Raw genomic sequence first — 21,792 nt, 5'->3', positions numbered from 1 at the left:
TTTTTTTAATATCATAAAATATTTAATTATTATTTCGTATAAATTCTTATAAAAAAGATGAAAATTCATCAGCGGGAACAGGTTTTGAATAAAAATATCCTTGTACAAAACTACATTTAAGTTTTTTAAGTCTTTCAATCTGCTCTCTTGTTTCAACACCTTCTGCAATAACCTTAAGATTCATAGATTTTGCAAGACTTATTATAAAACTTAATATATTTCTATTATTAATATCATTAAAATCTTTTTTTATAAAACTTGCATCAAGCTTAAGCATATCAATTGGAAGATCACTTAACATATTCAAAGACGAATATCCTTTCCCAAAATCATCCATTTCAATTAATATACCACTATTTCTTAAATCTTTTACCTTCTCTATAATATTTTCTGGATCATCTGTATATGCAGATTCTGTTATTTCTATATGTATATATTCACAGCTAAGATTATATTTAAGTAAAAGTTTATTTATTACCTTAACAAGATCAAGTTCATGTATATCTTTTCTTGATATATTGACAGATATAGGGACTACAGAATATCCTTTATCTAACCATATTCTAATCATCTTGCAAACTTCTTCTAAAACATATAAATCAAGCTTTGTTATAAAACCATTCTTCTCAAAAATAGGGATAAAGTTAAGTGGAGGAATTATTCCCCTTTTAGGATGAATCCATCTTACAAGTGCCTCAGCTCCAATTATTTTATTATTATCTATATTATATTTAGGCTGAAAAAAAACTTTAAAATTATGATTTAAAAGAGCTTCCTCCATATTTTTTATTATGCATTGCTCATTTAAAAGTTTTAAATATAGTTCTTCGTTATACCACGCAAACTGCATACCATATTTTTTCTTTATTGTTTTAAGAGCTATGTATGCTCTATCACACATTTCAGATACATCCATATCTCTATTTTTTATTTTAAATAATCCAAATTTTATATCTAAATTTTTTAAACAATGTTCATCTTCATCTTTAAGAGTTAACTTATCTAAAAACTTTTGATTTTCTTTGCCTTTTCGCTTTATAAGTGCCATAAAATGATCAATTCCAACTCTTGCACATATCTCATCTTCATCTATATTATCAACATATTTCTTTGCAATTTTTTTTAAAATTTCATCGCCTTTTTTTATTCCAAACATTACATTTATAAACTGAAAATCATCAATATCGCTACAAATAATGTCATACTCTGTGTCAGGATTATTTTTTAATAGATATGAAGCTTTCTTATAAAAGCTGTTTTTGGTAAGAAGAAGTGTTAAATTATCGATTATCCTATTATTTGAAATGGAAGATGTTCTTCTAGAATTAATTATATTATCTACTCTTAATCTAAAAATATCTCCATCAATAGGTTCTGTTATATAATCAGTAATTCCACTTTCTAAGAATCGTATCTCATCACTCTTTATTTTTGATTTTGTAACTATTATTATTGGAATCATATGCGACTTCCAATTGTCAGTAACCATTCCAATAAAGTCAGACCATTTTTTATTAAATTCAGATACTCTTATTATAATTACTGCTATATTGCATTTTGCATCGTTTAATAAGCGAAAGCTTTCTTTTTCATCTTTTGTTTTATAAATCATATAATTATCGTCAAGCATTTTTGCAAAATAATCTGTCTCAAATTTTTCTTTTGAAATATATAATACGCTGTTTTTTGTTTCCATTATTATGTTCACTCCCCCAATAAGTGGTCTTTATTAAACATCTTATTATAATTACAAAATAGCAGTTTAATATGAATATATTATCATTTTAATAATTTGTAGTCAATTTAATAAATTATAAAATTAAAAAGCAACTGAAAAATTATATAATTATCAGTTGCTTTCTATAATATCTTTAAAAACTACTTGAGTTTTACAAGAAGTTCTCCTTTTTTAACCTGATGTCCTTCTTTTGCTAAAACCTTCTCTACTACTCCATCTGCTGATGCCACAACATTTGTTTCCATCTTCATTGCTTCAACAACTATAAGACTATCTCCTTCTTTAACCTCATCACCTTCTTTTGCAAGAACTTTTATAACATTTCCTGGTATACTTGAACCAATTTCCATAGGATTTTCACTGTCTGCTATAATTACTGAGTCCTCACTTAAGTTAGCCTCTACTCTTTCAGCTCTATCTTTAATCTTTATTGTTCTTCTGTTTCCGTTAATTTCAAATTCTAAAGTTCTAAATCCAGAATTATCAAGCTTTCCAATTTCAATTAACTGAACAATAAGTATTTTTCCTTCTTTAACTTCTATTTCGCTTGTTTCACCTTCTGCAAGACCATGGAAGAATATATCACTTCCCATAAGTCTTACTTCACCGTACTTAATAACATGCTTTATAAAATCTTCAAATACCTGAGGATATAATGCATAGCTTAATATATCTCTCTTTGAAGGTTTGAATTTATATTTATCTTCTAAATACTTAGATATTTTATCAAAATCTTCATCTTCAAGAAGTTCTCCAGGTCTTACTGTTATAGGCTTTTCTCCCTTAAGAACAAGCTTTTGAAGTTTCTCTGGGAATCCTCCTTCTGGCTGTCCCATCATTCCTTTAAAATATGAAACTACTGAGTCTGGGAATGGAAGATTCTTAGCTTTTTCATATACATTTTCAGGAGTTAAATCATTTTGAACCATGAATATTGCCATATCTCCAACCATCTTTGATGAAGGTGTAACCTTAATTATATCTCCAAGCATTGTATTTACATCACTATACATCTTTTTAATATCATCAAACTTATTTCCAAGTCCAAAACTTTCTGCCTGTGGTTTTAAATTTGAATACTGGCCTCCTGGAATTTCATAATCATAAATTTCAGTACTTCCAGATTTTAAATCTGATTCATATTCACTATAAACAGGTCTTACAGCTTCCCAATATTCTGAAAGCTTTTGAATTCCAGAAAGATCAATTTTAGTATCTCTATCTGTATTTTTAAGTGCTGCTACAACTGAATTAAGAGCAGGCTGACTTGTAAGTCCTGACATACTGTTTAATGCAGTATCAACTATATCAACACCTGCATCTGCTGCCATAAGTATAGTTGCAACACCGTTTCCTGTTGTATCATGTGTATGTAAATGAATTGGAATTGAAATCTCATTTTTAAGTGCCTTAATAAGTTTCTTAGCTGCATAAGGCTTTAAAAGTGCTGACATATCTTTTATTCCAAGAATATGAGCTCCCATCTTTTCAATTTCTTTAGCTTTTCTTACATAATAATCAAGTGAATACTTATCACGTTTTTCATCTAATATATCACCAGTATAGCATAATGCAACTTCAGCAACTTTTCCTGCCTTTAAAACTTCATCAAGAGGAACTTCTACACCTTTAAGCCAGTTTAATGAATCAAATATTCTGAAAATATCAATTCCGCCTTTTGCACTTTCTTTAATAAATTCTCTTATAACATTATCAGGATAATTCTTATATCCAACACCATTTGATCCTCTTATAAGCATCTGAAACATTACGTTTGGAATTCTCTTTCTTAATGAATCAAGTCTCTGCCATGGTGATTCTTTAAGGAATCTATATGCAGTATCAAAAGTTGCACCTCCCCACATTTCAAGTGAGAATAAGTCTTTTCCATAATATGCTGTAGATTTTGCAATTTTGCTCATATCAACGCTTCTTACTCTTGTAGCAAGAAGTGACTGCTGTGCATCTCTCATTGTTGTATCTGTTAAAAGAAGTTTCTTTTCATTTTTTATGTAATCAACAACTCCCTGAGGTCCTTTTTCATCAAGAATCTGCTTTGTTCCTGTTAAAGTTTTTACAGTCTCTCCACTTACATGAGGAATAACAGGGACATCAAATTCTTTCTTCTTTCCTTTAGTTACATTTACAATTGTATTTCCGATAAATTCAAGAATACTCTGTTCTTCATCAGTTTTTGGTGAAATATCAAAAAGCTGTGGATTATCAGAAATAAAGTTTGTATCACATGTACCTTTCTTAAACTGTTCATTGTTAAGAACATTTATAAGGAAATCAATATTAGTTTTAACTCCTGATATTGTAAGCTCTTTAATTGAACGAATAGACTTTCTTATTGCATCTTCAAAAGTTCTTGAATGAGCTGTTGTTTTTACAAGAAGGCTATCATAATAAGGACTTATAATAGCTCCTGTAAATCCATTTCCTCCATCTTGTCTTATTCCAAATCCTGCACCGCTTCTATAAACATCTATTTTTCCTGTATCAGGCGCAAAGTTATTTGAAGGATCTTCTGTTGTAATTCTGCACTGAATTGCATATCCTCTTGGATTTATAGCATCTTGAGATTCTATTCCAATTTCTTTAGAACCTAATTCATATCCTTCAGCAACTAAAATTTGGCTTTGAACTATATCAATTCCTGTTATCATTTCAGTTACAGTATGTTCAACCTGAATTCTTGGATTCATTTCTATGAAATAGTGATTTCCATTTCTATCAACTAAAAACTCTAATGTTCCCGCACTTCTATAATTTACAGATTTAGCAATCTTAAGAGCATCGGTGCAAATTTCATTTCTCTTTTCATCACTTAAAACAAGTGATGGAGTAAATTCAATTACCTTCTGATGTCTTCTTTGAATTGAGCAGTCTCTTTCATAAAGATGAACTATATTTCCGTATTTATCACCAAGAACCTGAACTTCTATATGCTTTGGTCCTTCTATATACTTTTCAATATAAATATCATCTATGCCGAATGCTTTTTTTGCTTCATTTTTGGCAGTTTTATAATTTGCAATGAGATCTTCTTCTTTTCTTACTATTCTCATTCCTCTTCCACCACCACCAGCAGCAGCCTTAACCATAACAGGATATCCACAATACTTGGCAGCCTTTAAAGCTTCTTCTTCATTTTCAACCGGTTTTTCAAGTCCTGGTATAACAGGCACTCCAACGCTTTCAGCAACAAGCTTTGACTGAATCTTATCTCCAAGCTTTTCCATCATTTGAGGTTTAGGTCCAATAAACTCAATTCCTGCCTCTTCGCATCTTCTTGCAAATTCAGGATTTTCAGATAAGAAACCATAACCTGGATGAATAGCATCAACATGCTTGTTAACAGCAAGTTTTATAATTTCATCCATATTTAAATATGCTTCAACAGGTCCTTTATTTCTTCCTATTAAATATGACTCATGAGCCTTAGTTCTAAAAAGAGAATACTTATCCTCTTCTGTATAAATAGCCACAGTTCTTATTCCAAGTTCGTGACATGCTCTGAAAATTCTAATTGCAATTTCGCCTCTATTTGCAACTAAAACCCTTTTAAAGTTCTTTGCCAATTAAAACAACTCCTTTATATAAATAATTATCATACGTACTTTTTTCATCTTTTCTAAAAATCTAATTTAAATTATATCATATTTTTGTTACATTTTAATAGATTTTCTTAGAAATATTTCTAACATGGCTAATGTTATCCCACTTTTTTTATTAATTATTCGTATTATTTGAAACTTTAAAAAGTATCATACATTTTATATAGTAATTTTTCAACTAGAAATTAATTTAATTTTTTTATAGCGCCAAATCCTCTTGATACAGATTTACCAACACCAAAATAATCTGGAATTTCAATATTAATTTTAAATTGTCCTTTAAATGCTTTATGTTTTATTCCTTTTAATTTAACATAAACTTCGCTTAAATTTATCCAGCAGTTAATTTTCTTATCAATCGTATAATCTAATCCTTTTGCAAGTGAAAGTACATTTCCTATAAGAATCTTTTTTAATAAATCTTCTTTTTCTATATTATTACTTTTATCGTACTTAGATATATTATTCTGATTAAGTGCTACCCATGGAGTTAAAAATTCATACGTTACATAATCGTCTACTGTTTTTATATCTTGAGTATACTTTTCAATTTTCTTTTGATATATATTATATTCTTTGTCATTTAATATAATTTTATCATCCTTTAATGCAATATTACTTATAATATCTGTTGCTTCATTTATTCCTATAATAATAGGTTTATTTTTTATTACCTTATATTGAACTTTAGGATATCTATATATAAATTTATCCTGCAAATGATTATGCAAAATTGTATACTCTCTATATTTATTTCCAACATACCCTCTTATTTTAGCAGCGTATGAAGAAGATAATTTTAAATCTTCTAATTCTATCTTACAAACCTTTATTTCCATTTAATATATTCCTTCTTTTAAATTATACTTACAGTTCTATTTTTAATTCCATAAGTATCATCATAATCTTCTTTATTAATAAATGTATATCCTATTATCTCTGTGCCTATATTATTTATTAAATCTCTATCTACTGAAATTCTATATTTATTAAGATCTCTCCATGCATTTACTTTTTTCTGATAATCAGCATCGCTTTCTATTATATCTATATCTTTTTCAACATTTTCATCATATCTTATAAATACATCAACTTTAAATGGAAGATCATCTATGAGTTTAAATTCTCGTATTTTATTAAAATTTAATCTTTTAAAATAATTGCAATATTTTTCATATTCTTCTTTACATTTATGTTTTGTTACTTTGTTTAAATTATTAAAATATTGATTATTTATATTCCATAATTCATTTTCATTTACTTTTTTCTTTTCCTCTAATATTTTTAATGTTACTTCCAGAAGAGGCTTCGAATAAATATATCCTGCAAACATTTTATCATTCTTATCAACAAGTTTATAAATTTTAACTATGCCTTTTCCTTTAATTGCATTTCTATTTGCTCTTCCCGCTGATTGATTAATCGATGAGAGGGGTGCAATATCTCGATAAACAATATCAAAATCAATATCAACTCCTGCTTCAATAAGCTGAGTTGATATTAATATGCAATTCTTAGAACTTTCTTTAACAGACTTTATTATTTTTAGTCTTACTAATGGTATTATTTGCGTACTAAGATATAATACTTTATAATTTTCGCCAAGTTCATCATTTAAATACTTATAAACTTCTAAAGCTGATTTTACTGTATTTAAAATAATTAAAATACTCTTCCCTTTAACTGACCTTATATCAGTTAAAAGAAGATTTTTAAATTCAGAAATTTTAAGTGCCTTTTCAGTATGATTTTCTAAAACTATACGATCCATATTATCAAAAATATTTTTACTATCTGATACAAGATCCTTTCCTTGAAGAAATAATGGCTTAGTTTCAGTTACTGTTATTATGTAACAATTAAATTTTTCACATAATATATTAAATATATCTTCTATTATTTTATAATATTTAGGGGCAAGTGACTGAACCTCATCTAAAATTATAATTGAACCAGTAAGTCTATTAAACCTATTCACTATTGAATTTATTCCGGGTTTAAATATAGTATTAAACAATTGTATAAATGTAGTTGTTATTACAGTGCTTTGCCAGTTTTCTACTAAAAATCTTGCATCATAATTTTTATATTCTATATTTTCACAGTCCTTATATCTAAGCGGTGTCATAGAATGATGCTTTAATAATAAATCACTCGAAATAGGTATATTATTAAAATTAAAAATACTCTTAAGGACATCATAATTTTGATCTATTATACTCATAAAAGGAACCGTATATATTATATTTGAAGATATATCTTTTTCTTTTTTTAATCTTAAAGATAAAATATATGCTGCCTCATATGCAGCAATAGTCTTACCAGTCCCTGTTGGTACATTTAAAGATAAAATTTTATTTTTGTCAATATTAAGAGTATTTATGTTATCTTTTACCTGATTAAATATATAATTTCTAATTTTAAATAACTTATTATCACCTATATTCGGAACTTTCTTTATAAATTTTTTTCTAATATTATCTTTATACTTTTCAAAAATATTATCTTTAGATATTATTCTCGTCTCAAAAACATTTCCTCTTATAAGTTGTGTTTTGTCAGAAGTTAAAAGAATTGACCATATATATTCAATATAAATAAATCTTTCTTCTAAATCAGATACTGATTTTCCACCACAAAATAAGTTGTAATAGTCATCATCCACTTCTTCAAAAAGAGTCTGATCTTCTATTTTTTTGAAAAATTCATCAATATTCTTATCATATATTTTTTCTATCTCACCTTTATTATTTTTTATACTTTCAGAGATTTTAATCAATTTTTCTCTATTCTGACATTGAAAAAAACTACCATCCAAATCTATATTACCATGATGACGTTTTACACATATGAATCCAATCATTTTCCATTTTTCTGGTAACATATAATATGTAAAATAAGCGGATATTTCACCATGTTCTTTATATTCAGTTGATTTTCCGCTTATAATATAATTCTGAAAATATCTACTTGCTTTCCCAAAATCATGGCACATACAAATTAAATCTATCGCATTTAATATATCATCATCACATATTCCTTTTTCTTTTGCCGTATACAACGCAATATCTCTTACTCCTTTAAGATGATCTATTAATAATTGTGATGATTTATTTTCAAAAGTATGTGAAATTAAATTAAAAGAAATAGACATTATATCCACCTGCACTCTTTATCATATTAGAGTTAACTTTAAGCTTTTTATTATATGAAAAAGCTACATTCTGATATAAAATATATTCTCTAGTTTCATTATTTTGTATTGGTATTCTATCAATATATAATGATGTTTTATTTTCTAAACTTAAATTTTCTTTTAAAACTGCACTATCAACTAATATATCTTTATCATTATTTATATCATTGACTTCAGAATATGCTTCATAGTCTATCTTTGCAATATGTTCACTTGCACCAAGATATGGAGTAAAAATAAAATTTCTATTTAATAAAGTATCTTTTATTTTTGATAATTTATCATCATCATCTGAGATAAAAATTCTATATGATACATCTCTTAGAAATTCTATTCGTGTCTGAAAATTTGCTGCATCATTATTTTTAGTCTGAGCAATATAATTAAAACTTTGTATATCCTTTTTTACTGGTTTTAAAAGCTGAACTGCAATTTTCATATTTTTTGTATATTCATATAGATCTTTATAGTCAATTCCCATAATAGCTCCAACTAACCCTTTAATAGCTATGGGATGCATTATTGTATACGTAAGTGCTGACGTTGTTGAATATGGGCATCTAAATCGTGCATAGTCTCCAGAAGCAATAAAAATTAATGTGTTCATCTAACCACATCCTGACATCTATATATTTTTAATATTAAATTTTTCAGATATATTTTGAAGTTTTGCTTTTGGATGAGAATATACATTTATTTCTTTTATTAAATCTTTATGAGAATCATAATATTCACTAAGTTTTTTAAAATCGAAAGTAAAATCATCTATCTCTCTTAATTTTAAATCCTCTTTGTTATATTTAGCATCAACGTAATCAAGCTCTCCATCAATGTAATTTTTATTATAGATAACCTCTACTAAAATACGAGGCATTTGATTTTTTGAGGTACTTCTATAATTTTTAATTCCACTTATTAAAATATTTTTAAATGATTCTATATCTTTCTCAGATACATTAATATTCTGTCTTTTAGCAGTCATATCATTATATACCATATATGTTCTAAATAATGCATACGGAGTAAAATATTTGGACCATATTGTTCCTTGAGATGCGCCTTCCTTTGATGCAAATGAAGCTGATCCTTGTGCAAACTTCACTTCTGCTTCATGAATACTTCTGCTCCACATTACCTGAAGTGGTCCTGTTATATTAAATTTAGGATCCGTAACAACTGCTCCAAAAAATTTCACATCTATATACTCATCTTTTAAAAACTGCTCAAACTTATAATCTTCACCTTTTTTTAAATTTTTATCTTTAATTAATTTTGCAACACCTTTACAATCAAGATATTTTCCCTTATCATTTTTAGTATATTTTACAAAAACTTTTAATCCTTCATTTATTGCTTCATCCCTAAAATATCGTTTTATTCTTACATCTGACATCTCGAGTTTACCAGTTTCCTCATCCATTCTTGGTCTATTTTCATTAATCATATCTCCATTGGGATTTGCCATAGCAGTATCAGTAAACAATAAAAATTCTCTTGTATCAGCCATTTAATTTTCCTCCTTATTTTCATTATCATCTTTGTCATCTTTTTTAAAAAACATATCCATTCCCCAGAAAAAAATATATTTAGCTTCATCTGTACTTAATATATCTTCTTTCTTTGCCATATACTCTTTTGCTTCTGTTATATAACTTTTTACCATAAAAGAATCAATTTTATATTTTGAAATCTTATCATTTAACAGATTTGAAAATGATATAAAATCTCTAAAATCAAACTTCTTTGCGAAAAAGAAATTCTTATCAAGTGAACTTCTTTCTGCAATATTACCATCTTCATCTTTATTTTTAAGTTTTATTTTATAATTTATATAATTATAAGCCATTCCAACTAAAAACCACGCTTTTTTCTCATTTGTATTAAAATATTCTTTGTTTTCATCAAATAATTCATTATAATTATGATACTCTTTCATTATATTAAAACCTCCCTTTATACAACCTACATCAACCATAAAATTATAAATTTTACCTATTTCAGATACACAAAACTTTAACTTTGCATTTTCACTTTTATTTTTATTAAAATATAAATACTTATATATAAGCATAGAACGCTTAAAAAATAAATTACGATTAAAACATCTGCCATTAAATATATTATCAATTAACCTAATCTTTTCTTTAAAAGTTGTACTAACATTCTTTTCTGTAAATTTAAGTGCAGTACAATATTTTACTATGTTAAACAAATAAATTTTATATTTTCCTAAAAGTTTTGAAAGCTCAGAAAATCTTGATGGAAGCATACTATTTATATAATCATATATATAAAAAGTTTTACTTGCTTTTTTTTCGAAAAAAATAATATCCGTTTCTGTATCAAGTTCTCCAAGTGCTTTTAATACTTCTTTTTCATTATTTGAAATTGTATTAATAAAATTTTTCTTTTTATTATCATCCAAAAAACTTTGTTCATATACACTTCTTATTCTATTCGTAAATTTATGAGGAATGAACATAACACTTTTATCCATCCAATATGTAGTGAGATATTTCTGTACATACTCTTTTCCAATTAGAATAGAAGAAAGACAATTTTTACACATTACAACACCATTTTTATTAGGATCATTCACATTGCCATATATCTCCTTATCATTAGTATAAAATTTAAATGTTGTTGTGTTATAACATTGTCCTGTAGTACCACAAAAGTGACATTTATTCTTTTCCTTAATAACCTTATAAGAAACATCATACATTTTTTTCAAAAACTTTTCTTTAAATTCTTCTTTTGGTGTTTTCCCATTTTTTAATATAATTACAAAAAAATTTTTTCCATATTCACTAATCCTATTATATATAATACTTTTTACTTCATTAAAACTCTCAGAGCACTCGCAAAAATCTAAAGCTGATTTAATCTTTTTATCAAACTTTTTTGTTTCAGTTTCTTTATAATAATCAGCTCGTATTCCTCCTCCAGCAGTACCCTTTCCGACTTGATAAAATAAAGCTTCTGTTGTTATATATTTGTAAAATTCTTCACTAGAACTATTTATTTTTCCGTCATCCATTATTTCTATATTAAGCACTTCTTTTACGGAATCATCTTCAATTTTATTAACCATAGATTCTATAAATTCATCTTCGCCTAAACCATCATTTTTCTTCAAAAAATTTCCGATGTTTATAATTGAATTTATCAATAATATCACCTTCTTTTTTTATTTATTTTTCACAAATATTCCTATAACAGCAGTCAATACATCTTGCCTTACTTCCCGTTGCTGCTGGATAAAACCCATTTATTACTTTATTATAACTTTTTATATTTTTCACTATTTTTTTTCTGAGTTTATCATCAAATTCACTTTCTTTTAATAAATTTTTGCTTCTCATATAAACAATAAAAAACTTTTTAACTTTTGTATTATAAATTTCTTCAATTAAAAGACTATATAAAGCCATCTGAAGTCTATATGTCTCAAATTCTTTTTCTTTATATTCTGCAAACTTATAATCTAAAGGTGCATACGTTCCATCATTCAAAAAATATATTTCATCAACTATTCCCTTTATCTTATATTTCTTTGATATAAGATATTTTTCTTGTTCCTTACTAACCCCACCAATTCTTTTTCTAATTATATTTGCTGTTGTATTCTTTTTATCAAGATGTTTATCTCTTCCAATTTGAACTTTAAATCTCTTTTCTTCATATTGTCTTATGTTAAGATTATTAATAAAATAAGTAAATCTTTTGCAATACATAAATTCTATTATGTCTGATGGCATTATATAATTTTCAAACTCATTAAAGGAATTTTGATACAACATCATTTGCAACCAACTCCCTGTCAAATCCATTTCCAAGTATATCTGTATCATAAATATTATCCTTAGAAGTAGGGAAAATATATATTGAATCTGTATCGATATCTATAAGCATTTCCATCTTTATCTTAAGTTCATCTTTCTGATTTTTATTAAGTTCACCAAGGAAAATACTTTTTTGAACTCTATATAAGCCTTTATTCTTACATTCTTTTACTGCTTTATTTCTAATTTTATTATCAGATATATCATACATAACCCAATAAAGCATTATTTAACCTCCTTTAATATTCTATTGGCAATATTATGACAGTCGTACTTAACAATATTTTTTAGCTTTATCATTTTATCTTTATATTTAATTTTTTCTTCAAATTTTAAATTAACATTAGATATTAAAAGTTCTTTCCCAGATTTATTAAGCCAATAGCCTCCACCAACGACACTTTCAAACATATCAGATTTAACTTGTCTTTTTGAAAATAATATAAATACAATATAATCCATATATCCTCTATACATTTCAATAATATCAAATACTAATGCTTTTTTATTATAATTATCTGTATGCATAATTCCTATGTATGGATCAAGGCCTGCAATTATACAAGCACTCTCAACATTTGAATATAATATTCCATATGCATAATTAAGCATACAATTAAATTTATCTTGTGCAGGATTTCTACTTCTTCCATCAAACTTATATTTTTCTGGTATCAATTTTCCTAATGTCTGAAAATAAATACGTGCACTACTTCCTTCATGTCCTTCTATACTCTCCCTTAATATGTCTATAGGAACATTTTGATATAATTTTAATTCAGTTAAATGTGAATTTATTTCATTAATAGAATTATCTATCATTGATACTTTTTCTTCGTTTCTATTTAATTTCAATTTTTTAAGGTTATCAATTTGGAGTTCTATCTTTTGAATAATCCATGACTTTACTAATTCTGTTCCTAATGGAATATCTATAAGTTTCAGTTGGTTTCTTCTTATTGTTGTAATACTTCCTAATTTAGAATGCCATACTCTCGCAAACGGTTTCCCACTGCTTTCAAGAAGAATTACATCAATATTATTTTCTATAGCAAGTTTAAGAGCATCAGTTGTTAATAAAACAGATGTAGTTATTAATATCCTCTCTACTTTTTTACACGAAAACTCTTGCTTTATATCATCAACACACACCTGAAATCTTTCATCCACTTTTTTCAAATATGCTCCTCTAGTGTTTATAACTAATTCCAAAATATCACCACCAAACTTATATAACTTATATTATTTATGATTATACCCTTTTTATTTTACATTTTAAAGTGTTTATGTAAAAAATAGATATAATTTTCTAATTTATATTAATAATAGCATATTATTGGTTTTTTCTCATTAAGACATTTGATGGATGGGAAAAAGAAGGTCTGTATGTTATGTTTTAATCCTTGTTTTACTGGATATTCCTCATTAAGTTTTGAAGCTCTGAATTGTCTCCTGCTGACTTTTGTTTTAATCCTTGTTTTACTGGATATTCCTCATTAAGTTCATGGGTATTTTAACTTTAGAAAAAGAAGAAAAAGAGTTTTAATCCTTGTTTTACTGGATATTCCTCATTAAGAAATAGACCTCTTCCATCTTTTATTCCTCTGTTCCGTTTTAATCCTTGTTTTACTGGATATTCCTCATTAAGTTGTAGGTGCTAGAGCCAATTTTTATTCCTTCTGTAGGTTTTAATCCTTGTTTTACTGGATATTCCTCATTAAGTTATTATGATTATCACTAGAACCACCACCACCTAAGTTTTAATCCTTGTTTTACTGGATATTCCTCATTAAGGATTTAAGTTATTCTAATTTAAGATATGTTGATTGTTTTAATCCTTGTTTTACTGGATATTCCTCATTAAGCATTTGGGGCTATACCATTTCTTCCTCGTGCAGCAGTTTTAATCCTTGTTTTACTGGATATTCCTCATTAAGTTATAAAAAACATATTTAATACAGTAGTCAATTTTATGTTTTAATCCTTGTTTTACTGGATATTCCTCATTAAGTATAAGAGATTTTTGCGATAAGTATAAGGAAGTGGAGTTTTAATCCTTGTTTTACTGGATATTCCTCATTAAGATTTTTGCCATAAAAAAGCACCTCCATAAAATTAAGTTTTAATCCTTGTTTTACTGGATATTCCTCATTAAGGATTATAAATTAATAGATGAACGAATGGACGGTAAGTTTTAATCCTTGTTTTACTGGATATTCCTCATTAAGTTTTAATTCTTCTTCTTTTTTCTTTCCAAATAGTCCATGTTTTAATCCTTGTTTTACTGGATATTCCTCATTAAGTCTATAATTATTTTATCTGTAGCAGCGGGATTTCTAGTTTTAATCCTTGTTTTACTGGATATTCCTCATTAAGTCCTTATATTTTCTATTAATACTTTAAGTGCTAAATGTTTTAATCCTTGTTTTACTGGATATTCCTCATTAAGATATGGTCTTTATCTGTTTCTATATCTTCAATTAGTTTTAATCCTTGTTTTACTGGATATTCCTCATTAAGGTATTAAATGCACTCCAACTCATTGTAGGTATATAGTTTTAATCCTTGTTTTACTGGATATTCCTCATTAAGGCATAAAAAATAAGCCTGTTTATAATGTCTACTGCTGTTTTAATCCTTGTTTTACTGGATATTCCTCATTAAGAACAATTTATTGATGTATTTAACAAAGGGCAATTAAGTTTTAATCCTTGTTTTACTGGATATTCCTCATTAAGCATATGTACCGTCCGATTTTATTTCTTCATTTTTTAGTTTTAATCCTTGTTTTACTGGATATTCCTCATTAAGTCGGGGAGCTAGTATCGAACTGCTCATTTACGCTTAGTTTTAATCCTTGTTTTACTGGATATTCCTCATTAAGCCATTACAAAGAGAAATTATATCTTCATTCTTTAGGTTTTAATCCTTGTTTTACTGGATATTCCTCATTAAGCTATATTGTGCTTCTTCGTCTACAAGCTTCTGTAGTTTTAATCCTTGTTTTACTGGATATTCCTCATTAAGCTATAACAATGTAACCAAACACTGTTAGCCATATGTTTTAATCCTTGTTTTACTGGATATTCCTCATTAAGAATTTGTTGAGCAAATAATAGTGTATTAATTGTGTTGTTTTAATCCTTGTTTTACTGGATATTCCTCATTAAGCTTGAGGAAGAAAATACTAGGCTGAAAGCTATTAGTTTTAATCCTTGTTTTACTGGATATTCCTCATTAAGGACATATGTAACTATACTTCAAAATATATAAGAGAGTTTTAATCCTTGTTTTACTGGATATTCCTCATTAAGTTTAATGCAGGTTTGATAAGCCAAAAGACTGCACGTTTTAATCCTTGTTTTACTGGATATTCCTCATTAAGGTTAGAAATAATCAACATAATTAATACTGTTAATGAGTTTTAATCCTTGTTTTACTGGATATTCCTCATTAAGATTGGTAATCCACCTTTTAATTTAAGACTTAGATAGTTTTAATCCTTGTTTTACTGGATATTCCTCATTAAGTTATGTAATGTAGGATACTTAGGAATAGGGAAATAGTTTTAATCCTTGTTTTACTGGATATTCCTCATTAAGGACAGGGCAAACTTACCAGGTGTCAGAAGAAGAATAGTTTTAATCCTTGTTTTACTGGATATTCCTCATTAAGAGGAGCAGCATTAATTGATTACAAAGGCTTTCAAGTGTTTTAATCCTTGTTTTACTGGATATTCCTCATTAAGCCTTAGTAGCTTTCTTTATCTTCTTGCCTTTTCTGGTTTTAATCCTTGTTTTACTGGATATTCCTCATTAAGAGCAAAATTTAATAAATCTTAGTGTTTTTAACTGCTCATACCGATTTTGAGACTAGCCTAGAATTCAATTTTTTCATAAATAAAATAGCATAATTGAAGTTTTTTTATATAGCTTTACATACCTATAAATAACTCTCAAGCTAGTATTTATCAGATGTTCAAAAAATCAGATTTATTTTTTCAAAAAATTATACATAATTAACTTCTTTATTTTATTATACTATTATTTCATTATCTGGCAAGTATATTACAAATAATTATCTATAAAATCAATTATATATTAAGTAATTTTTATTAAATACTTAACATTTTTAACATTTTTACCAATAATATTGACTTTTATATTTAACACAACTATACTTTTTATATAGAAAAGGTCAAAGAAGACTAGCTTTTGGGTTAGTCTTCTTTTTTTTGCATGAATAATTTTAAGCAATAAACCTTTTTAATAAATATTAACTTAGGAGGAATTACTATGTATAAAGATGTATGTACTGTATCCGTTGTAACTTTTAATGCTGTATGGGGAGAAAAGGCTATCAATTTAAACCGTATAAAAGGCTATATTGAATGTGCAGCAAAAAAGGGAAGCGATTTCGTTATTTTTCCCGAAATGGCTCTTACAGGATATGACGATGAAGCTGACAAACCACTTAAAGAAAAAATGCAATATAAACTTGCAGAAACTATTTCAGGTCCTACAATAAATGAAATTTCAGAATTGACAAAAAAATTAGGTATATATGCTGTAATTGGTATGCCTATAAGGGATGATAAAAATCCTGATATTATTTATAATGCACTTTCTATATTTTCACCTGAAGGGCTTGCTGGATGCTATCATAAAATGCACCTTCCTGCACCAGAACCAAACTGGGCAACAAGAGGTAATAAACCTTTCATCTTAGATACCCCATGGGGACCAATTGGATGTGCAATCTGTTATGATTCATACTGCTTTCCTGAACTTATGAGATATTATGTTTCAAAAGGATGTCGTTTATATATAAATTCTACTGCCCTTGCAAAATGCCATGGAAAATGCCTTGGTACTTCAACTTTAGAAGCAGCAGTTATTCGAGAAGGAATATATATAGCATCTGCTAATTTAGGAGGACTAGATGTAGATAATTACTTCTGGGGTGGAAGTTCTATAATGGGACCAAGCCGTAAAACATGGGAACCATATTATTATGCAGGTCATAAATTTACTGATGAAATGGCTGATGAATCAGAGATGTTTACTGCCACTATAGATTTATCTTTATCAACAAGATTTTTATATAAATATAATCCATCTGTAAACGGAACTGACTTTAGACCTGATAAATACATTGAAATGTTTAAAGATACGCTCAAAGATCCTAATTATGGAAAATAGAATATAATTTAAGTCATAATAAAAATTAATAATATCTTCTTTTGAAGCTATTATTAATTTTTATTAATCTTATATCTTGCTAAATAATTTCCCATCATAAATCTTATAAACTGTACCCATTTTTAAAGTCATAGTAGGTTTTTTATGACCACACATAAGATTATAAATTACAGGTTTCTTTAAATCTTTAAAATAATCGCAGAGAGTTTTTATTAAAGAATATTTATCTTTACCTTTGCAGTTTACAAACTGCCCTAATATTATGCCTTTTGCATCGTCAAGTTTTTCTGAAAGTTTTAGCTGATTAAGCATTCTATCTATTTTATATGGCTCTTCTGAAACCTCTTCTAAAAATAGTATCTTTTCTTTTGTGTCAATTTCATATTCTGTTCCTATTAATGATGTTATTACGCTTAGATTTCCTCCTATAAGCATTCCCTCTGCGCTACCTAAATTCATACTTTTTAACTGAACCTTATCTGGATTCTGTATTTCTATTTCTTTTTTATCTTCATTAAATATATTATTTTTAAAACTATCATATGTGTAATCATCTTTATCTTTTATAAATTCAGAAGAAAGCATTGGAGAATGATATGTTATAAAATTGCATTTTTGATTTAATGCTATATGAAGTGCTGTTATATCACTATAACCTACAAATACCTTTGGATTTTTCTTTATCATTTCATACTTCAGCATATTTAATATTCTGCCTGCACCATACCCGCCTCTTATTGCAAATATTCCTTTTATACTTTTATCTTCAAACATCATATTTATATCATTTGCACGAATTTCATCTGTCCCTGCAAGATATCTTCTATGACTTAAGACACTTTTTCCAAGCACTATCTTTAATCCCATATCCTCTGCTGCTTTTATTGAAGGCTTTATTCTTTCTTCTAAAACTGGTGATGATGGAGCAATTATTCCTACTTTATCACCTTTTTTTAAAATATTAGGCTTTATCATTTCTATTTTCCTTTAAATTGATATATTAAATTGTATACTAAAAATGATAAAAAAATTCTTACTTTACCCTTATAAATATAAGTAAAAAAAACTGCTACATAATAATCATGCAGCAGTCTTTCTCTTTTTCTATTTAATAACGCTTTTTCCACCCATATATGGTCTTAATACTTCTGGAATTCTTATGCTTCCATCTTCATTTAAATTGTTTTCTAAGAAAGCAATTAACATTCTAGGTGGTGCAACAACTGTATTGTTTAATGTATGAGGGAAATATTTCTTTCCATCTTCTCCATTAGCTCTTATTCTAAGTCTTCTAGCCTGTGCATCTGAAAGATTTGAGCAGCTTCCAACTTCAAAATACTTCTTCTGTCTTGGTGACCATGCTTCAACATCAAGTGACTTAACTTTAAGATCAGCTAAATCTCCAGAACAACATTCAAGAGTTCTTACAGGTATATCCATTGAACGGAATAAATCTACTGTATTTTGCCATAATTTATCAAACCACATCTTACTTTCTTCTGGTTTACATACAACTATCATTTCCTGTTTTTCAAACTGATGAATTCTATATACCCCTCTTTCTTCTATACCATGTGATCCTTTTTCTTTTCTAAAACATGGTGAATAACTTGTTAAAGTCTGAGGAAGTTTCTTTTCATCAACAATTGTATCAATAAATTTTCCTATCATTGAATGTTCACTTGTTCCTATAAGATAAAGATCTTCTCCTTCAATCTTATACATCATTTCATCCATTTCTTCAAAGCTCATTACTCCGTCAACAACGCTGCTTCTAATCATAAATGGTGGAATGCAGTAAGTAAATCCTCTATTTATCATAAAATCTCTTGCATATGCAATTACTGCTGAATGAAGTCTTGCAATGTCTCCCATTAAATAATAGAAACCATTTCCTGCAACTCTTCTTGCACTATCTAAATCTATTCCATTTAATTTTTCCATTATATCAACATGATATGGAACTTCAAAATCAGGAACTTTTGGTTCACCAAACTTTTCTATTTCGACATTTTCGCTGTCATCTTTTCCTATTGGAACTGATGGATCTATGATGTTTGGAATCTTCATCATTCTCTCTTTAACTTCAGCTTTATACTCTTCTTCTAATCCTTCAAGTTCTTTTAAATGATCTGCCTGTCTACTTACTTCCTCTTTAAGAGCTTCAGCTTCTTCTCTTTTACCTTGGCCCATTAATGCACCAATCTGTTTTGAAATTGTCTTTCTGTTTTGTCTTAAACTATCTGCTTCAGTCTGGGCTTTTCTTGCCTTTTCGTCTAATTCAATTACTTCATCAACTAAAGGAAGTTTCTGATCCTGAAATTTATTTTTTATGTTCTTTTTTACGATGTCTGGATTTTCTCTTACGAATTTTAAATCTAACATATGTATATACCTCCAAAAATTTTCAAAAATAAAAACTTCCACCCTAAAAATATAGGACGAAAGTATATCCGCGTTGCCACCTAAATTGTCAGAAATAAATTTCTAACCTCTTATAATGCTTTAAAGGGCATAACACTTCTGATTTATCACCAGCAGCTCTAAAAGTTGAAAGATTTATAATAATCACTGGTTCACAGCATCCACCAGCTCTCTTAAGACAATTAATAAACCACTTCTTTTATCTTAACGCTTAATTAACTCATATTACTCACAGTATACACTTTTTTTATCTATTTTACAAGAAGCTATGCAATTTTTATTGACTAAAAAAGCAGATTATTCAATAATAATAAGTATATAAATAATTTAAGGAGGACTTAAGAATATAATGTATAAAGATCTACTTAATAGATATAGAGATACGCTAATGCTTGCTATAGTTTCTATATTTATCGGCATTATTATAGGAGTATTTGATACTTTATTTGGAAAAGTACTTCTATACATAACAGATTTCAGACAGAAGTATTTTCTATATCTTATTCCCTTTCTACCTGTAGCAGGTTTTCTTATAATATATACATATTTAAAAATAGGAAAAAACACATTAAAAGGAATGACTTTAATTTTTGAAACTGGATTTGATAAAGAAGACACTATTCCAAAACGTCTTATTCCACTTGCAATTTTAAGTACATGGCTTACACATCTTTTTGGAGCAAGTGCAGGTCGTGAAGGAGTTGCTGTACAGCTTGGTGCTACGATATCTCATAACATAGCTAAATTTGTAAAAATTGAGAACTCTAAAAAAATACTTTTAATTACAGGTATGGCAGCAGGTTTTTCAGGACTTTATGAAACTCCTATTGCAGCATCATTTTTTGCTCTTGAAGTCTTAATTGCAGGAAGCATTGAATATAAGGCTATACTTCCAGTAGTTGTAGGATCTTTCACAGCAGACTTTACATCAAGATTTTTAGGGCTTGAAAAATTTGAAATTGCTATAAATAGTAACTTTAATGTAGACTTCACTTTTATTTTAAAACTTATTATTCTTGGAATAATATTTGGAATAACAGGTGGACTTTTTGCTAAGTTTTTAGGAAAAACAAAGAACTTTTTAAGCGAGAAATTGCAGAACCCTTTTTCAAGAATATTTATTGTAGGAATAATATTAAGTATTTTATTTTTTGCTTTACATAATGGCAGATATTCAGGGCTTGGTACTAACCTTATATCTGATTCCTTAAATGGAAATACTATTTACTCATATGATTTTTTACTAAAATTCATACTCACAATAGTTACACTTTCAGCAGGATTTCAAGGTGGTGAAGTTACTCCATTATTTGCTATTGGAGCATCACTTGGAAGCTTTATTGGAAGCTTTATTGGAATTTCACCTGTATTTTGTGCAGCACTTGGCTATACAGCTGTATTTGGAAGTGCAACAAATACATTTTTAGCACCTATATTTATAGGCGGTGAAGTATTTGGATTTTCATCTATGCCGTACTTCTTTATTGTATGTGCATTATCTTACGTATTTAATGGAAACTTCTCAATTTATAAAGCACAGAAAATAAATAAACATACTGTAAGTTAAAATGAATATCTCTTTTATTTATGGACAAAATAATTCCGTATTATAAAAGAGGTGATAAATTAAATGGCAAAGGATAGTCAAATTGATAAGAAGTACGTCCGCATCGCAAAATGTAACGGACAAACTCCTCTTACTGAGGAAGGTTGTAATCACAATAAAAATTCAAAACATCATTCTATAAAAAAAGAACAAAGTTAATTT

15 protein-coding genes and 1 CRISPR repeat array are annotated in these 21,792 nt (G+C 27.6%); of the genes, 3 read left to right on the top strand and 12 right to left on the bottom strand.

Features of this window, described 5'->3' with window-relative positions; translation table 11 throughout:
• Positions 1-46 precede the first annotated feature (46 nt).
• From MTX53_RS04235 to cas1, 10 genes are all read right to left on the bottom strand, one after another.
• The gene (locus MTX53_RS04235) at positions 47-1,696 is read right to left on the bottom strand and encodes an EAL domain-containing response regulator (protein ID WP_244834968.1); all 1,650 of its coding nucleotides are present in this window, start codon (positions 1,694-1,696) and stop codon (positions 47-49) included.
• A 182-nt stretch (positions 1,697-1,878) separates the two neighbouring features.
• Positions 1,879-5,322, bottom strand: a complete 3,444-nt coding sequence (locus MTX53_RS04230; RefSeq protein ID WP_244834967.1) for a pyruvate carboxylase — start codon at positions 5,320-5,322, stop codon at positions 1,879-1,881.
• A gap of 221 nt (positions 5,323-5,543) precedes the next feature.
• Positions 5,544-6,197 (bottom strand): CRISPR-associated endonuclease Cas6, encoded by a 654-nt coding sequence (locus tag MTX53_RS04225; RefSeq protein WP_244834966.1) that lies wholly within the window; start codon positions 6,195-6,197, stop codon positions 5,544-5,546.
• A 17-nt stretch (positions 6,198-6,214) separates the two neighbouring features.
• Complete coding sequence (gene cas3 / locus MTX53_RS04220) at positions 6,215-8,512, bottom strand: CRISPR-associated helicase Cas3' (RefSeq protein WP_244834965.1); 2,298 nt, start codon at positions 8,510-8,512, stop codon at positions 6,215-6,217.
• On the bottom strand, positions 8,496-9,161 hold the full coding sequence (gene cas5b, locus MTX53_RS04215) for a type I-B CRISPR-associated protein Cas5b (protein ID WP_244834964.1): 666 nt from the start codon (positions 9,159-9,161) through the stop codon (positions 8,496-8,498). The genes cas3 and cas5b overlap by 17 nt, the downstream gene beginning before the upstream one ends.
• Before the next feature lie 18 nt (positions 9,162-9,179).
• Positions 9,180-10,061 (bottom strand): type I-B CRISPR-associated protein Cas7/Csh2, encoded by an 882-nt coding sequence (gene cas7b, locus MTX53_RS04210; protein WP_244834963.1) that lies wholly within the window; start codon positions 10,059-10,061, stop codon positions 9,180-9,182.
• Positions 10,062-11,726, bottom strand: coding sequence for a TIGR02556 family CRISPR-associated protein (locus MTX53_RS04205; RefSeq protein WP_244834962.1), 1,665 nt, complete (start codon positions 11,724-11,726; stop codon positions 10,062-10,064). It lies immediately after the preceding gene.
• A 22-nt stretch (positions 11,727-11,748) separates the two neighbouring features.
• Entirely contained in the window at positions 11,749-12,360 is a 612-nt protein-coding gene (gene cas4 / locus MTX53_RS04200; RefSeq protein WP_244834961.1) for a CRISPR-associated protein Cas4, read from the bottom strand.
• Positions 12,335-12,625 (bottom strand): CRISPR-associated endonuclease Cas2, encoded by a 291-nt coding sequence (cas2, locus tag MTX53_RS04195; RefSeq protein ID WP_244834960.1) that lies wholly within the window; start codon positions 12,623-12,625, stop codon positions 12,335-12,337. Before cas2 ends, cas4 begins: the two co-directional genes overlap by 26 nt.
• Complete coding sequence (gene cas1, locus MTX53_RS04190) at positions 12,625-13,611, bottom strand: CRISPR-associated endonuclease Cas1 (protein ID WP_244834959.1); 987 nt, start codon at positions 13,609-13,611, stop codon at positions 12,625-12,627. Before cas1 ends, cas2 begins: the two co-directional genes overlap by 1 nt.
• Before the next feature lie 181 nt (positions 13,612-13,792).
• A CRISPR array of direct repeats spans positions 13,793-16,219; the repeat unit is 37 nt; unit sequence GTTTTAATCCTTGTTTTACTGGATATTCCTCATTAAG.
• A 475-nt stretch (positions 16,220-16,694) separates the two neighbouring features.
• On the opposite strand from cas1, the gene MTX53_RS04185 reads away from it, so the two are divergent.
• Complete coding sequence (locus tag MTX53_RS04185; RefSeq protein WP_244834958.1) at positions 16,695-17,600, top strand: carbon-nitrogen hydrolase family protein; 906 nt, start codon at positions 16,695-16,697, stop codon at positions 17,598-17,600.
• 69 nt (positions 17,601-17,669) lie between these two features.
• Here MTX53_RS04185 and MTX53_RS04180 read toward each other — a convergent pair whose 3' ends face one another.
• Complete coding sequence (locus MTX53_RS04180; RefSeq protein ID WP_244834957.1) at positions 17,670-18,575, bottom strand: LD-carboxypeptidase; 906 nt, start codon at positions 18,573-18,575, stop codon at positions 17,670-17,672.
• A gap of 129 nt (positions 18,576-18,704) precedes the next feature.
• Positions 18,705-19,985 (bottom strand): serine--tRNA ligase, encoded by a 1,281-nt coding sequence (gene serS / locus MTX53_RS04175; protein ID WP_244834956.1) that lies wholly within the window; start codon positions 19,983-19,985, stop codon positions 18,705-18,707.
• 388 nt (positions 19,986-20,373) lie between these two features.
• On the opposite strand from serS, the gene MTX53_RS04170 reads away from it, so the two are divergent.
• Positions 20,374-21,591, top strand: a complete 1,218-nt coding sequence (locus MTX53_RS04170; protein WP_244834955.1) for a chloride channel protein — start codon at positions 20,374-20,376, stop codon at positions 21,589-21,591.
• Positions 21,592-21,654: 63 nt separating this feature from the next.
• Positions 21,655-21,789, top strand: a complete 135-nt coding sequence (locus MTX53_RS13060) for a hypothetical protein (RefSeq protein WP_280527255.1) — start codon at positions 21,655-21,657, stop codon at positions 21,787-21,789.
• Positions 21,790-21,792 lie beyond the last annotated feature (3 nt).

Origin of the sequence: Clostridium sp. BJN0001, assembly GCF_022869825.1 — a bacterium.
Classification (GTDB): domain Bacteria; phylum Bacillota; class Clostridia; order Clostridiales; family Clostridiaceae; genus Clostridium.
This window is presented reverse-complemented; position numbering and strand designations above follow the sequence as displayed.

Coding starts and splice junctions, on each gene's coding strand:
- MTX53_RS04235 (WP_244834968.1), bottom strand. CDS start 1,696: ATGGAAACAAAAAACAGCGTATTATATATTTCAAAAGAAAAATTTGAG.
- cas7b (WP_244834963.1), bottom strand. CDS start 10,061: ATGGCTGATACAAGAGAATTTTTATTGTTTACTGATACTGCTATGGCA.
- cas4 (WP_244834961.1), bottom strand. CDS start 12,360: ATGATGTTGTATCAAAATTCCTTTAATGAGTTTGAAAATTATATAATG.
- MTX53_RS04185 (WP_244834958.1), top strand. CDS start 16,695: ATGTATAAAGATGTATGTACTGTATCCGTTGTAACTTTTAATGCTGTA.
- MTX53_RS04180 (WP_244834957.1), bottom strand. CDS start 18,575: ATGATAAAGCCTAATATTTTAAAAAAAGGTGATAAAGTAGGAATAATT.
- cas3 (WP_244834965.1), bottom strand. CDS start 8,512: ATGTCTATTTCTTTTAATTTAATTTCACATACTTTTGAAAATAAATCA.
- cas5b (WP_244834964.1), bottom strand. CDS start 9,161: ATGAACACATTAATTTTTATTGCTTCTGGAGACTATGCACGATTTAGA.
- MTX53_RS04170 (WP_244834955.1), top strand. CDS start 20,374: ATGTATAAAGATCTACTTAATAGATATAGAGATACGCTAATGCTTGCT.
- MTX53_RS13060 (WP_280527255.1), top strand. CDS start 21,655: ATGGCAAAGGATAGTCAAATTGATAAGAAGTACGTCCGCATCGCAAAA.
- MTX53_RS04225 (WP_244834966.1), bottom strand. CDS start 6,197: ATGGAAATAAAGGTTTGTAAGATAGAATTAGAAGATTTAAAATTATCT.
- serS (WP_244834956.1), bottom strand. CDS start 19,985: ATGTTAGATTTAAAATTCGTAAGAGAAAATCCAGACATCGTAAAAAAG.
- cas2 (WP_244834960.1), bottom strand. CDS start 12,625: ATGCTTTATTGGGTTATGTATGATATATCTGATAATAAAATTAGAAAT.